11 protein-coding genes are annotated in these 14364 nt (G+C 46.3%); 10 read left to right on the forward strand and 1 reads right to left on the reverse strand.

The annotated features are described in order from the left end of the window. Positions 1 to 4: 4 nt before the first annotated feature. Positions 5 to 1768 carry an IlvD/Edd family dehydratase gene (locus AC1RJL_RS00880; RefSeq protein WP_492910853.1) on the reverse strand — a complete coding sequence of 588 codons (1764 nt, stop codon included), beginning with the start codon at positions 1766 to 1768 and terminating at the stop codon, positions 5 to 7. Positions 1769 to 2064: 296 nt separating this feature from the next. On the opposite strand from AC1RJL_RS00880, the gene AC1RJL_RS00885 reads away from it, so the two are divergent. From AC1RJL_RS00885 to AC1RJL_RS00930, 10 genes are all read left to right on the forward strand, one after another. Beyond that, positions 2065 to 3039 (forward strand): glycoside hydrolase family 43 protein, encoded by a 975-nt coding sequence (locus AC1RJL_RS00885; RefSeq protein ID WP_492910854.1) that lies wholly within the window; start codon positions 2065 to 2067, stop codon positions 3037 to 3039. A 121-nt stretch (positions 3040 to 3160) separates the two neighbouring features. Next, positions 3161 to 4897: a ribulokinase gene (locus AC1RJL_RS00890; RefSeq protein WP_492910855.1), complete on the forward strand. Its 1737-nt coding sequence runs from the start codon at positions 3161 to 3163 to the stop codon at positions 4895 to 4897. Beyond that, positions 4897 to 5589 carry an L-ribulose-5-phosphate 4-epimerase gene (locus AC1RJL_RS00895; protein WP_492910856.1) on the forward strand — a complete coding sequence of 231 codons (693 nt, stop codon included), beginning with the start codon at positions 4897 to 4899 and terminating at the stop codon, positions 5587 to 5589. Before AC1RJL_RS00890 ends, AC1RJL_RS00895 begins: the two co-directional genes overlap by 1 nt. 266 nt (positions 5590 to 5855) lie before the next feature. Next, complete coding sequence (gene araA / locus AC1RJL_RS00900; RefSeq protein WP_492910857.1) at positions 5856 to 7358, forward strand: L-arabinose isomerase; 1503 nt, start codon at positions 5856 to 5858, stop codon at positions 7356 to 7358. A 283-nt stretch (positions 7359 to 7641) separates the two neighbouring features. Then, positions 7642 to 8241, forward strand: coding sequence for a beta-phosphoglucomutase family hydrolase (locus AC1RJL_RS00905; RefSeq protein ID WP_492910858.1), 600 nt, complete (start codon positions 7642 to 7644; stop codon positions 8239 to 8241). A gap of 211 nt (positions 8242 to 8452) precedes the next feature. Beyond that, positions 8453 to 9805, forward strand: a complete 1353-nt coding sequence (locus AC1RJL_RS00910) for an MFS transporter (RefSeq protein WP_492910859.1) — start codon at positions 8453 to 8455, stop codon at positions 9803 to 9805. Positions 9806 to 9974: 169 nt separating this feature from the next. Next, positions 9975 to 10943: a glycoside hydrolase family 43 protein gene (locus AC1RJL_RS00915; protein ID WP_492910860.1), complete on the forward strand. Its 969-nt coding sequence runs from the start codon at positions 9975 to 9977 to the stop codon at positions 10941 to 10943. A gap of 485 nt (positions 10944 to 11428) precedes the next feature. Beyond that, positions 11429 to 12967 carry a methyl-accepting chemotaxis protein gene (locus AC1RJL_RS00920; RefSeq protein WP_492910861.1) on the forward strand — a complete coding sequence of 513 codons (1539 nt, stop codon included), beginning with the start codon at positions 11429 to 11431 and terminating at the stop codon, positions 12965 to 12967. Between the two features lie 64 nt (positions 12968 to 13031). After that, the gene (locus AC1RJL_RS00925) at positions 13032 to 13328 is read left to right on the forward strand and encodes a hypothetical protein (RefSeq protein WP_492910862.1); all 297 of its coding nucleotides are present in this window, start codon (positions 13032 to 13034) and stop codon (positions 13326 to 13328) included. Positions 13329 to 13475: 147 nt separating this feature from the next. Next, entirely contained in the window at positions 13476 to 14051 is a 576-nt protein-coding gene (locus tag AC1RJL_RS00930; RefSeq protein ID WP_492910863.1) for a hypothetical protein, read from the forward strand. Positions 14052 to 14364 lie beyond the last annotated feature (313 nt).

Raw genomic sequence — 14364 nt, forward strand, 5'->3', positions numbered from 1 at the left:
CACCTCAATGGGAGTGGCCGGGCACTTCAGCACCACGGCAACCGACAAGAAAATCAAAATCGCAACCTTCATCGGCCTGCATCACGTGCTCAATATAAAGCTGCAAATAACCACCGGTTTTTTTCCGGATTTTTTGTTTGCGTAATATGTCCAGGCGCGCGGTAATTTCTGCATCACTCACTTCTAATTCGAGCGAGCCGGCTTCGGCATCCAGAACAATCCAATCGCCATCGTGTACTGCGGCGAGCGGGCCAAACTCCTGCGCTTCGGGCGCAACATGCAACACCACTGTACCAAAGGCGGTGCCACTCATGCGCGCATCGGAAATGCGCACCATATCAGTAATACCTGTGCGCAATAATTTCGGAGGCAAACCCATGTTGCCCACTTCTGGCATACCGGGATAGCCCTTGGGACCGCAATTTTTTAATACCAGAATACTGCTCGCGTCTACATTGAGTGCCTCATCTATAATGCGCTCTTTATAGTGATCAAAACTTTCAAACACTACGGCGCGGCCGCGATGTTTCATTAAGTGTGGCGATGCGGCACTGGGTTTTAATACTGCACCGCGCGGTGCAAGGTTGCCGCGCAGAATACAAATACCGCCGTTACTGCATAGCGGATTATCGAGCGTGCGAATGACTTCATCGTTATAACAGGGCGCTTGATGATTATTTTCCCACAGGGTTTTTCCATTCGCGGTTAAACAATCTTTATTCAATAAATTAGCTTCACCCAAACGTTTTAACACTGCTGGCAATCCACCTGCGTAATAAAAATCTTCCATTAAAAATTCACCCGCCGGTTGCAAGTTCACTAAAGTGGGAATTTGTTGGCCATAGGTTTGCCAATCTTCCAGTGTGAGCGGCAATTCCATGCGTGCGGCGATTGCTTTTAAATGGATGACTGCATTGGTAGAACCACCAATTGCGGCAGTAGTGCGAATCGCGTTGATTAAACTGTCGCGCGTGAGAAGTTGGGAGATACGCAAATCTTGCTGCACCATTTCTACAATGCGCATGCCGGAAATATAAGCGAGGGTTTTGCGGCGCGCATCGACTGCAGGAATCGCCGCATTTTGCGGCAATGACAAGCCGAGTGATTCGACCATGCACGCCATAGTCGATGCGGTGCCCATGGTGTTGCAGGTGCCGGTCGAGCGGGACATATCTGCTTCGGCATCCATAAATTCCTGCAGGGAAATTATTCCGGCTTGGTAAGCTTCGCTCATGCGCCACACCAGTGTGCCCGAGCCGACATCTTTACCTTTGTGCTTGCCGTTGAGCATTGGCCCGCCGGTGACAACAATGGTGGGCAGGTCGCAACTGGCGGCGCCCATCACCAACGCCGGGGTGGTTTTGTCGCAGCCGACTAAGAGCACCACGCCATCGATAGGATTGCCGCGAATCGATTCTTCTACATCCATCGCGGCTAAATTGCGGGTAAGCATTGCACTGGGGCGGAGGTTGGATTCGCCGTTGGAGAAAACCGGGAACTCCACCGGAACGCCGCCCGCTTCAAGAATGCCGCGTCTGACACTTTCAGCGAGGTCGCGAAAATGGCTATTACAGGGCGTGAGTTCGGACCAGGTATTGCAGATACCGATGATGGGCTTGCCCTGGAATTGGTGTTCGGGAATGCCCTGATTTTTCATCCAACTGCGGTACATAAAACCGTTCTTGTCCTGAGTGCCGAACCATTGGGCACTTCGCAGCGGCTTTTTCGCTGGGGGAGGCGCTTTTTTTGTCTTATTATCTTGGTTCATATAGGGCTATATCTTAATAATGCCACAGCTATGGCAGGGTCAGCCCTAACTTTATCCCAGTCACGGCAATAATTATTATTAAAGTAATACAATATAAGAGCTGCAACTCTTGGCAAGCAACCCTAATTACGCAGGTTTACGCAGAGGAATTGGATGTTGGCGAAGCTGACAAAACTTTCCGTTCAAACACTTGATTTAATTGTATTATAATATCAATATAAATCAACCCCTCTCGATGTGGGGTGAATCTGCCAATCAGTGCCTTATCATTGAGCACAATAAGAAAGAGGATCATCATGCGTTCATTTATTCGCCCATTGGTTGCAATCATTACTGCCTGTTGCGCGCTATCCGGCCAAGCTGCCAACCCGATTTTTACCGATGTATTTACCGCTGACCCTGCTGCCTTGGTACACAAGGGCAAGGTGTATCTTTATGCGGGGCATGATGAGGCGAAAGACAATACCAGGTTTTTTGAGATGCATGACTGGTTGGTCTGGTCATCCGATGACATGGTCAATTGGGAATCCCATGGCCCGCGTCTGCATGTGAAAGATTTCAAGTGGGCTAAAGGCGATGCCTGGGCGAGCCAGGTAATTGAAAAGAATGGCAAGTTCTACTGGTATATCACTGCGCGCCACAACGACACCAAACCGGGTTTTGCGATTGGTGTGGCGGTGGGGGATAGTCCGCTCGGTCCGTTTAAGGATGCACGTGGCAAGGCATTGATTACTAACGATATGACCACGGATACTTCCAATAACTGGGATGATATCGATCCCTCCGTATTTATTGACGACAATGGCCAGGCTTATCTGTTCTGGGGTAATACCAAGGCGTATTACGCCAGGCTCAAGCCCAATATGATCGAGCTTGATGGCCCTATCGTGCCGATCACAACCCTGCCGGAATTTACCGAGGCGATTTGGGTGCACAAATATAAGGATAATTACTATCTGTCCTACGCCATGGGTTTCCCGGAAAAGTTGGGTTACGCGATGAGTAAAAGTATCACCGGCCCTTGGGAGTACAAAGGTATCCTGAATGAAGTGGCGGGCAATACCCCGACCAACCATCAGGCGATTATCGAATTCAATAACAAGCACTACTTTATCTATCACACTGGCGCTGGCCGCCCCGATGGTGGCCAATATCGCCGTTCCGTTGCAATAGATGAGTTGTTTTATAACCCGGATGGCACTATCAAGCGTATCGTTATGACCAGCGAAGGTGTAACTGCCAATAAAGCCGTGAAACCCGCTAAAAAATAAGCATTTAACGCAACCGGACACCCCGTGAAACCAATTGACACGGGGCTCACTTATCTGAATAATATTGTAATACAATATTAATATAGTCTTGTGAGGCAATAGTATAAAAATGGGTAATGTTATGACCTCTTATGCCTTGGGGCTGGATTATGGTTCTGATTCGGTCAGGGCCCTGTTAGTAGATGCCCTTACCGGTAAAGAAGTAAGCAGCAATGTGGTCTATTACCCGCGCTGGAAAAAGGGCTTGTATTGCATTCCGGCGAAAGATCAATTCCGCCAGCATCCGCTCGATTATCTGGAAACCCTCGAACAAGTTGTTCAAGGGTTATGGCGAACTGCACCTGCCGGTGCTGCGCAGCGCGTTGTCGGGATTAGTTTTGATACCACCGGTTCAACTCCAATTGCTGTTGATAGTGAAGGTGTAGCGCTCGCACTCAAACCCGAGTTTGCTGAAAACCCTAACGCGATGTTTGTGTTGTGGAAAGACCACACCGCTATTAAAGAAGCGCAAGAAATTACCGCCGCCGCCAATAAATTTGTTGAAAACTATTTGAAGTATGAAGGCGGAATTTATTCATCTGAATGGTTTTGGGCGAAAGCCTTACACGTATTGCGTGAAGACGCTGCCGTCGCCAAAGCCGCATACCTGTGGGTTGAGCATTGTGATTGGATGTCAGCAGTGTTAACTGACACTACGCACCCGGGAAAATTGCGTATGGGCCGTTGCGCGACTGGCCATAAATTGATGTGGCACGAAAGCTGGGGTGGTTATCCACCGAATGATTTTTTTGCGAGCATCGATCCTTTATTAAATGGCCTGCGTGACCGTTTACCGGCAGAGACATTTACCTCTGACAAAATCTGCGGTGGCCTCACCGCAAACTGGGCGGACAAACTGGGTTTGCCCGTTAATACACCGGTCGGTTTCAGCGCATTCGATTGCCACATGGGCGCCGTTGCCGCAACAGTAAAACCGGGCGTGCTCACCAAAATTATGGGTACTTCTACCTGTGATATTACCGTCGCAACCTATGGCGATATTGGCGATAAATGTATCGCCGGAATTTGCGGCCAGGTTGACGGTTCGGTAACACCGGGCTTTGTCGGTTTGGAAGCCGGCCAATCGGCTTTTGGTGATCTGTATGCGTGGTTCCGCAATCTGGTGAATTGGCCAGTTGCCAATATCTTGCAACATTCATCACTGCTGGATGAAGAGACCAAACAAAAACTTGCACAAGAAATTGAAGATAAAACCCTTATCGAATTAAGCAATGCGGCGAGTAAATTGGCGATTGGTGAATCGGGAATAACCGCACTCGATTGGGTTAATGGCCGTCGCACTCCCGATGCCGACCAATCTGTTGCTATGGCGATTGCCGGTTTAAAAATGGGCAGCAATGCCCCACAAATTTTCCGCGCGCTGGTTGAAGCAACTGCTTACGGTGCACGCGCAATTATCGAGCGCTTTAAGCAGGAAGGTGTGGCGATTAATTCTGTGGTGGCGATTGGCGGTATCTCCAAAAAATCTGATTTTGTAATGCAAACTTGTGCTGATGTGTGGAATTGTCCTATCGAAGTATTGGATAGCGAGCAAAGCTGCGCATTAGGTGCTGCGATTTTCGCGGCGGTTGCCGGCGGTGTTTATCCCGATGTTGAAAGCGCGCAAAAAGTCATGGCGTCCGGCGTAAGTAAAACCTATCAGCCACATGCACAAGCGGCTGTGGCCTACGAAGATTTGTATCAGCAGTATCTAAAACTCGGCGCGTTTGTCTCTTCACTGGCCGGATTATCAAAGAATGAAACAGCGCTAGCTTCGCCATCAAATACTGGCTCAGATGCTATTGGAGGTAACACATAATGGGTTACACCGAATTAAAGCGCGAAGTATTTGAAGCGAACATGGAATTAAACCGCCGCAACCTGGTGGTGTATACCTGGGGTAACGTATCGCAAATTGATCGCGCTAAAGGTGTGATTGCGATCAAGCCCAGCGGTGTTGCGTATGAACTGATGACACCTGACGACATCGTCGTAGTGGATTTGGAAAACAACATTGTAGAAGGAAACATGCGTCCTTCTTCCGATACCAAAACCCACACACATTTGTATCGCCACTTCGATGTTATTGGCGGTGTGACTCACACTCACTCAACCTATGCCACCGCATGGGCGCAAACCCAGCAAGCAATTCCCTGTTATGGCACTACTCATGCGGATTACGCCTATGGCGAAATTCCTTGCACTGCTGTTATGAGTGACGAACAAATCGAACGCGATTACGAAGAAGAAACCGGTGTGCAAATCACCGATTGTTTTAAAGATCGCAGCCCGAAAGAAGTGCCTATGGTAATTGTTGCCGGACACGCGCCTTTTACCTGGGGCAAGAGCGGCGCCGATGCGGTTTACCACGCAGTGATTTTGGAAGAAATCGCACGCATGGCGTATTTGACCAAAACACTACAACAAAACACGGCGCCGCTAAAACAAGGCATTGTGGATAAACACTATTTGCGCAAGCACGGAAAAAATGCCTATTACGGGCAGAAGTGATTCATTGTTATTCGAATGTGTAGAACGGCATGGATTGGCTAATTCTTTTTGAGACTGGCCGTAAATACGTCCCTGTAGGCTCGGTTGCTGCAACCGTATTTGTTCCATACAAATTACGGCACTTCCCACATCCATGTGGGTCGTCCATGCAGCAGATGGTCTCAAAAAGAACCAGCCAATCCCTGCGCAAAAGAATGTAGGTTGGGTCGGGCCGCCCAGTCGGTCATACCCAACAAAAATTGAAAAATATTTTCTGAGGAAAAAAAATGAAAATTTATGGCGATAAAGAAGTCTGGTTGGTTACCGGCTCACAAGATTTATATGGTCCAGGCGTTTTGAAACAAGTCGCCGAGAATAGCCAAAAAATTGCAGCAGGTTTAACTGAGTCGAACAACATCTCAATCAAAGTTGTTGCGCAAGATACCGTTAAGTCACCGAAAGAAATCCTTGCTGTGTGCCAAGCGGCTAATAGCAATCCAAACTGTGTTGGTTTGATTCTGTGGATGCACACCTTCTCTCCGGCAAAAATGTGGATCGCTGGCTTGAGCGCATTGAGTAAGCCTTACATGCATTTGCACACCCAGTTCAATGCTGAGCTGCCGTTTGCTGAAATCAATATGAATTTTATGAACCTCAACCAAAGCGCACACGGCGACCGCGAATTCGGCCATGTGAGCACGCGTTTGCGTCAAGAGCGCAAAGTGGTTGTAGGTCATTGGGCAACTGAATCGGTACAAAAGCAAATCGACAGTTGGTGCCGCGTTGCAATGGGCTGGTACGCCAGCCAAAATTTGAAAGTGGCTCGCTTTGGCGACAATATGCGTCAAGTGGCAGTAACCGATGGTGATAAAGTTGCCGCACAAATTAAATTTGGTTACGAAGTGCATGCCTACGGTTTGGGCGATTTGCAAAAAGTTGTCGATGCCGTAACCGATGAACAAGTTGCTGCACAAATTGAAATTTACAAAAAAGAATACGATGTAAACCCGGCGATTTTTGATGATGAACATCAATACCAAATGCTGAAAAACGAAGCGCGTTTGGAGCTTGGAATGTTGAAGTTTTTAACCGATGGAGGCTTTGGTGCATTCACCAACTGCTTTGAGAACCTGACGGGTTTGACCAATCTCCCTGGCCTTGCAACCCAACGCTTGATGGCGGCCGGTATCGGCTACGGCGGCGAAGGTGATTGGAAAACGGCGGCAATGGTACATATCTGCAAAGTGATCTCCAAAGGCCGCGAAGGTGGCTCATCCTTTATGGAAGATTACACGTATCACTTCGGTGGTATGGATCAGGTATTGGGTGCGCACATGCTGGAGGTCTGTCCTTCCATCGCTGCGGCAAAACCAAAACTGGAAGTGCATTTGCACACCATCGGTTGCCGCAATGATATCGCCCGTTTGATATTCACCGGCAAAGCAGGTCCCGCTCTGTGTATTTCACTGATCGATATCGGCACTCGTTTCCGCGTGATCATCAACGAAGTAGATACCGTAAATCCACCACAAGAATTGCCGAAATTGCCAGTAGCGAAAGCACTGTGGGAGCCGCGTCCTAATCTTGAAATTTCTGCCGCAGCCTGGATTCAGGCAGGTGGCGCCCACCACAGTGCCTATACCCAGGGTGTAACTGCCGATGAAATCGTTGACTACGCTGAAATGGCGGGTATCGAAGCGCTGGTAATTGGTGCGGATACTACCGTACGTAATTTCAAAACCGAATTGCGCCACAATGCTGCTTACTATCATTTGAAAGATGGTGTGTAAGCTCTTTTGCTTTTAAAAAATTTGGAAAGAACGGATATGTAAAGGGATTAGGTAGAGGTTTGTGAGACCGTTTGGCGACATGGATATCGACAACGAGCCTACATGGATGTATTCACGGCGAGTCGCACAAACCTCTACCTAACCCGGAACCTACTACAATCTTGCATACTAAGTGAATACCAAAAAAACGGTAAAGTCAGGTCTTTCTTTTCGAACTTATGGCTGGTTTGTGCTCTAATTTCACTTTAATTAGTAATTTTATTAGCAAACTTGAGAGCAAAAGATGTACGACCATTACGAAGCACTGATTTTTGACATGGACGGTACGCTAGTCGATAGCGGCCAGCTACACGAATTTGCATGGTCAACCATGCTTAATAAATACGGTATTCCGATTGATCGCTTGTTAATGCGTTCCCTGGCCGGGGTCCCGACAAAAGGAACGATTGAAATACTGCTCGAAAAATTCAATATCAAAGTGGATGCCAGCCTTGATGAGATGAATGAATTTAAAGAGCAGGTTGTGCATGAAAATATGCACAAGTACGTAAAGCCAACTACCTTACTTGAAGTAGCGCAGAAATATCACGGCATAAAACCTATGGCGATTGGCACCGGCGCCTACACTCAAGAGGCCGAATCTATTTTGAAAATTTGTGGCCTGGACAAATATATCAGCGCTGTTGTAGGTGCTGACCAGGTAGAAAACCCAAAACCCGCACCGGATACTTTTTTACGTTGCGCGGGACTTTTAGGGGTTGATCCAACCAAATGCGTCGTATTTGAAGATTCAAAACTCGGCCTGCAAGCAGCAGCGAGTGCAGGCATGGCAGGAATTGATGTGTTATTGGTTCATGCTGTGGAGAATGATTACTTTTTATAATTATTCTGTTTTGACATCATCCAGTGTTGAATGGTGCAGTAAAGACAAAGCAAGAGAGAGCCAGTTTTTTAGGCCACGGAAAACTGAAAAGGTAAAACTGTACAAAACGGTGAGATATAAAGGAAGCGGCAATACGGCAGAATTCTGTTTGGTATTGTCGCTTTTTTTTCATAACAACACGAGGTCACTATAATAAATGCAAGCGCATAATATGCACGCATCCGATAAATTATCGGTTACCGAGAAAATAGGGTTTGGCGCTGGCGATATGGCGTTAAACGTAGTGATCTCGTCGATGATGTTGATCATCACCTTTTATTACACTGATATCTTTGGACTGTCACCCATGGATATGGGGATTTTGTTTTTCACGGTAAAAATAGTGGGTGCCATTTCGGATTTGATCATGGGTCAAATCACCGACAGATTTACCTTTCTACAAGGTCGCTACCGTCCATGGTTATTGTGGTTGGCAATTCCCTACGCGGTCAGCGTATTTTTTGTATTCACTACTCCAAGCTGGGAATACGACGCAAAATTAATTTGGGCTTACTCTACTTACATCATGATGACCTTGATTACATCGGGTGTAGGCATTCCTTATATTTCATTGCCGAGCGCGTTAACCAGCGATCCGAAAGAAAAATTATCAGCTAACGGCTATCGTTTGTTCCTCGCGAAAATCGGTGCGTTTATGGTGGCGATTGTAGTGCCGCTGGTTGCAGGAATGTGGACAGATCATGCTGTAGGCTATCAAGTGGCGATGGCGATTATGTCCGCTGTCGGTGCTGTTATGTTTTTATTTTGCTACTTCAATACTACCGAGCGGGTTGTGCATGTGGTGGAGCCGCAACCGCTGTGGAATCAATTTACCCAGTTATTAAAAAACGACCAGTGGTTAATTTTGGTGGCTGTTTGTGTCACGGGAACTATTGGTTATGTGATTCGTGGTTCAGTCGCCATCTACTACGCCAAATATTATTTGGGTGGCGATGAGAAAATGGTATCCGCTTTTTTATCAACCGGTGTTGCCGCTGCAATTCTGGCGATGATTGCCTCTACCTGGATCACCAAGTTTTACTGCAAGATTAAATTATTCCGTTACACGCAATTAATTGTTGCCGCATTGAGTGTGGCGATCTATGTGCTCGTTGGCCCGCAGGATGTGTTGTTAGCCTTTGTGCTGTATTTCCTGTTGTCCTTTGTTGTTGATCTGCATGCGCCGGTATTCTGGTCAATTATTTCTGAGACCATTGATTACGGCCAGGTCAAAAATGGCAAGCGCGTATCGGGTTTCGCCTATGGTGGAATATCGGTTGGACAAAAAGCAGGAATGGGTATTGCCGGATTGATGGTGGGGTGGTTGTTAACCTATTTCCACTACGTACCTAATCAAGCGCAATCAGAATTTGCATTAATGGGCATTGCATTGATGTTGTCGATTATCCCAGGATTCTTCCATGCGTTAATGGGCTTATTTATGTTTAAGTATCGAATTAATGATAGCTACTATGCTGACCTGAAAAATACAATGCGCACAAAAGGTTATATCGCGGAGAGCTAATGTAGGTTGCTGGTGAGCTTGCGAACCGCAACGTGTCCATCTCGCACCAACCGTCGTAAGCCTGAATGAATATTAAATTGGCTTTTGGTTGATGCGGAAACATTGTCATGTTGCGGTTCGCAAGCTCACCACAACCTACGTGTGAAATTAAAAAGATTTGGAGAAAATTGTGAGCGAAGTATTAAAACCCCTGATTCCCCAGCGCGCCGATCCATTCGTGTATAAACATACTGATGGCTATTATTATTTCACTGCGTCTGTTCCTTTATATGACCGTATAGAATTGCGCCGTGCTAAAACCATTGCAGAATTAGCGACTGCCCAAACGGTAGATGCATGGCACAAACCGGACACTGGTCCTTACAGTGAATTGGTTTGGGCGCCGGAAATTCATTTCAATAAAGATCCGCAATCCGGCGAGTATGCCTGGTACGTTTATTTCGCTGCAGCACCGAGCCGTGAAATTAAATTCAATCTGTTCCAGCATCGCATGTACGCAATCCGCAATAAAAATGCGAACCCGCTTGAAGGTGAATGGGAATTTATGGGGCAGGTGGATTCAGGTATTGATACCTTCTGCCTCGATGCGACTACCTTCACTCATAACGACGTGCTCTATTACGTATGGGCACAAAAAGATGTAAATATCACAGGCAATTCCAATATTTATATCGCGTCGATGAAAACCCCATGGCAATTGGCGAGCGAACCGGTGATGTTGACCAAACCGGAATTCGAATGGGAAATTCGCGGCTTTTGGGTTAACGAAGGTGCGTCGATAGTGCAGCGCAATGGCAAAATTTTCCTGAGTTATTCTGCCAGTGCAACTGACGAAAACTATGCGATGGGTTTGCTCTGGGCCGATGAAAATGCCAATCTGCTTGATCCTGCCTCATGGATAAAATCCAAAGAGCCGGTGTTGCGTTCAGATATTGAAAACCAAATTTTTGGCCCCGGCCACAATAGTTTCACTTTCGCTGAAGATGGCGATACGGTGATGCTGGTGTATCACGCGCGTACCTATACCGAAATTGAAGGCGATCCTCTGTGGAATCCGGATCGCCATACTTTTGTAAAACCTTTGCGTTGGAATGAGCAAGGTATGCCAGAGTTCGGACGCCCTTCGTTTGCTGACTAATTAGCAAAGCTCCAGACAAAAAATCCATTCATCAATAACTTTTGGTGAGTGGATTTTTTTTGCTCCGATTAAAGCCTGAAGAGTGTAATTTCCAGTTAAAAAACCTGATAAATATTCTGCATAAGTAGGTTTTTGTGCCTATAGTTAAAAGGCATCACCAAGGATCACGGAGCGCATTTTCCTGACTGTGGTTCCTATCGTTTACGGTTTGATTAGTGATATTTGCGAACTGCAATACGTCCCCCGCCAGAAGTTTGTCGCTCTGATGTGTCAATCCCATTTGGTTTTTGGTGGTGCCATTTTTTCGACTGAAATGTTGTTTTTATTCCAAAATAAATCGAAAATGATAAATCTATTGCTTATTATTCTAAAAATAGAATAAAAAAAGATGCATTTGAAAAATTGTCTGCTAGGCTTACGCGCAATTTGTGATCAATGTCACGTTTGCTTTTTATTACTTTCTTTGAGTTCCGACCGAGGTGTAAGTGAAAAACCTATCACTTAAATGGAAGATTTTGCTCAGTGTAACTTTTACCTGTATCGCCGCCGTTGTGGCCACAACATTGGTTACTGTGCGTTCCGGTATTGCTACAACTGAAGCTGCAATTATTGAAGACACACGTACTCTTGCCCAGGTATTAGGTGAGGCGAGTATCGGTGCCATGACCTTTGATGATAGTGCCACTGTGGGGGCATCACTCGGTGCTTTACGTGTCAGTCCGCGGGTGTTGAGTGCTGTTGTGTATAACAATAAAACTCCGTTTGCCTGGTATGAAAAAAATACGGACTCCAAAACGGTACCGCGTGAGTTGTCCGGTAGTCCGCGAGCAACAGGTATTGAAACTAATGGAAAATTATTAACGATTACTGAAACCATTAAGTCTGATGGCGCCACTATAGGTGCAATTAGTTTGCGCGTTGATATGGCCGAGGTAGACGTAATTGTTACCGATGCAATTTATTCCGCGTTTGGTTTGGTATTTATTATCAGTTTGGCGGCAGCGTCTTTAGCTTATGCGGTGCAACTAAGTATTGTTCGGCCGGTGAACAATGTTGTAACAGCGCTGCGTGATATTGCCGAAGGCGAGGGCGACTTGACCCGTCGTTTACCTGTTACTGGCAATGATGAAGTATCAGAGTTGGCGCGTTGTTTTAATCAGTTTGTGGAGCGTTTGCAATCCATTATCGCAAGCGTAGCAACCACTGCGCGTGAGGTGAGTGATAACGCTGTTAATCTCTCGCAATTGTCACGTGAAAATGAACGTGAAATTCGCACGCAGCAAACTGAAATCCAGCACATTGTGGGCGCGGTCAAAGAAATGGCCGGTGTGGTGCAGGATGTTACTGTAAGTGTGACCGAAACTGCCGATAAATCATTGCAAGCCGATAGCGCAGCTTCTGCGGGTAAAACCCTGGTGGTTAATACCATGGGGCAAATTACTAACCTGTCGGGTGATATCAAAACCGCAGCAGATGTAATTGATCGTTTACGTCAAGAAACAGTGAGCATTGGTTCGGTATTGGATGTGATTCGCGGTATTGCAGAACAAACCAATTTGCTCGCGTTGAACGCGGCCATTGAGGCGGCGCGTGCGGGTGAACAGGGGCGTGGATTTGCGGTTGTTGCTGATGAAGTGCGTACACTTGCCTCGAAGACACAAAGTTCTACCACTGAAATTCGCGAAATGATCGAGCGTTTGCAATCCGGTTCTCGCGAAGCGGTGGAGATGATGGCGGCAGGTACTAATCAAGCAGGCAACGCAGTAGTTCAAGCCAGTGATGCGAGTCATGCATTGGAAAATATTACCGAGATCGTCAGTGTTATTCGCGATAGAACTAACCAGATTGCAGCGGCATCCGAACAGCAAAGCGCTGCAACGCGTCAGATCGAAAGCAATATTGATCGTATTTCATCGGTTGCTACCCATACTGCAGATAGCTCCAGCCGGATTACTACCAACACCGGTAATCTGGCGGAAATGGCTGCACGTATGGCTGAATTAGTGGGACGTTTTAGAGTTTGATTTTGTCAGTTTTTAGTTGGATGTTGTTTATTTAACCCTGTTGTTTAGTTCTAGAGGAAAAATCATGAAATCGTTTGTTATCGCCGTTACTCTTTTTGCTTCATGCCTGGTGTCATCATTTGCATCTGCCTGTGCAAAACCTGCAGCCAAGCCGGAAATTCCGGATGCAGCTACAGTAGTTACTGCGCAAATGGTGAAAGCTAACAATGATATGAAAGCCTATGTGAAAGACATGGAAACCTATTTGGGTTGTGCCGGTCTTGGTCGCTCAGACGAGAAGAAAGAACTTGATGACCTGAAAAAGTTTGCTGAAGATTTCAACCAGGTTGTTCGTGCGTTTAAAGCAAGATCAGCAGGCTAATATTTTTAGTTGTGCCAGAAAATGAAAGCCCGCTGAGAAGCGGGTTTTTTTATAATTATCGTTGCATTAAATTTTTTAATAAAAGTTACTGGATAAAAATACTTAATAAAACCCCCATAAGGCGTATTTACTCAAAACGGCAATTTTATGCAAAACGATAATATCTATGCTCCGCCCGAGTCCGAGCTTCAAGCGCCTTTGCCTGATGTTGAAAGCCATGAGTTTTATGTTGTTTCCAAACTGAAGTTTTCAATTCTGTATTTTTTGAGCTTCGGGATCTATGCGATTTATTGGCATTATCGCAATTGGCAGCAATACAAGCGTAAGCACAACGAACGTTGTATGCCGGTGATGCGCGCGATTTTTTCGATATTTTTTACCCACAGTCTTTTCGGCGAGATTCGCTATCGCCTGAAGATCAATAATCCGGACGTGGTGTGGAATTCGGGCACCTGGGCGACGCTGGTTGTTATTGCCGTGCTATTAGAGCGCTTGAGCGAAAAACTGCCGTCAGAACTGCTGTCTTCGACGCTTCCGCTTGTTTGCTACATTGCACATGGCATTTTCTTGCTTAAAGTGCAGTCGATGATCAACCTGGCTTGCGGTGATACTGCGGGTGTTAGTAACAGTGGGTTCACCCTGCTGAATTATGTGTGGGCCGCACTTATACCTGTCTTTATTGTGCTGTACGTAATGGATGAAGCATCCCTGCTCAATTTTTAATACTGTACTGTTATTTCCTCAAAAAGCCGCACTGGCGGTTTTTTATTGTCTTGTTGCAATAAATAGCTCTCCTCCCGGATCTTAATGATGGGGTATCCCTCTCTGTCGTGTTCTGCTTTTCTCAAGGCCAAAATGCATATCAAAGCCCGCTTTTAAGTCTGCCTGTTCAGTATCAGCCTTTATCGATAATTTCCCTCTGAAAAGCGGCGTCCGGGACTTTACTCACGTTGAACAATATGACAATATGAAACTATAGTATTATTGTATTATATAATGATTTTTTCGTTGGCAGAGCTACTTATAACAAAGGTGC

The organism is Cellvibrio sp. GW822-FHT04B05, from assembly GCF_058800985.1.

Excerpts from the sequence above, each read along its gene's own strand:
- AC1RJL_RS00925 (WP_492910862.1), top strand. The coding sequence starts at position 13,032 with ATGAAATCGTTTGTTATCGCCGTTACTCTTTTTGCTTCATGCCTGGTG.
- AC1RJL_RS00895 (WP_492910856.1), top strand. The coding sequence starts at position 4,897 with ATGGGTTACACCGAATTAAAGCGCGAAGTATTTGAAGCGAACATGGAA.
- AC1RJL_RS00885 (WP_492910854.1), top strand. The coding sequence starts at position 2,065 with ATGCGTTCATTTATTCGCCCATTGGTTGCAATCATTACTGCCTGTTGC.
- araA (WP_492910857.1), top strand. The coding sequence starts at position 5,856 with ATGAAAATTTATGGCGATAAAGAAGTCTGGTTGGTTACCGGCTCACAA.
- AC1RJL_RS00880 (WP_492910853.1), bottom strand. The coding sequence starts at position 1,768 with ATGAACCAAGATAATAAGACAAAAAAAGCGCCTCCCCCAGCGAAAAAG.
- AC1RJL_RS00890 (WP_492910855.1), top strand. The coding sequence starts at position 3,161 with ATGACCTCTTATGCCTTGGGGCTGGATTATGGTTCTGATTCGGTCAGG.
- AC1RJL_RS00910 (WP_492910859.1), top strand. The coding sequence starts at position 8,453 with ATGCACGCATCCGATAAATTATCGGTTACCGAGAAAATAGGGTTTGGC.
- AC1RJL_RS00930 (WP_492910863.1), top strand. The coding sequence starts at position 13,476 with ATGCAAAACGATAATATCTATGCTCCGCCCGAGTCCGAGCTTCAAGCG.
- AC1RJL_RS00905 (WP_492910858.1), top strand. The coding sequence starts at position 7,642 with ATGTACGACCATTACGAAGCACTGATTTTTGACATGGACGGTACGCTA.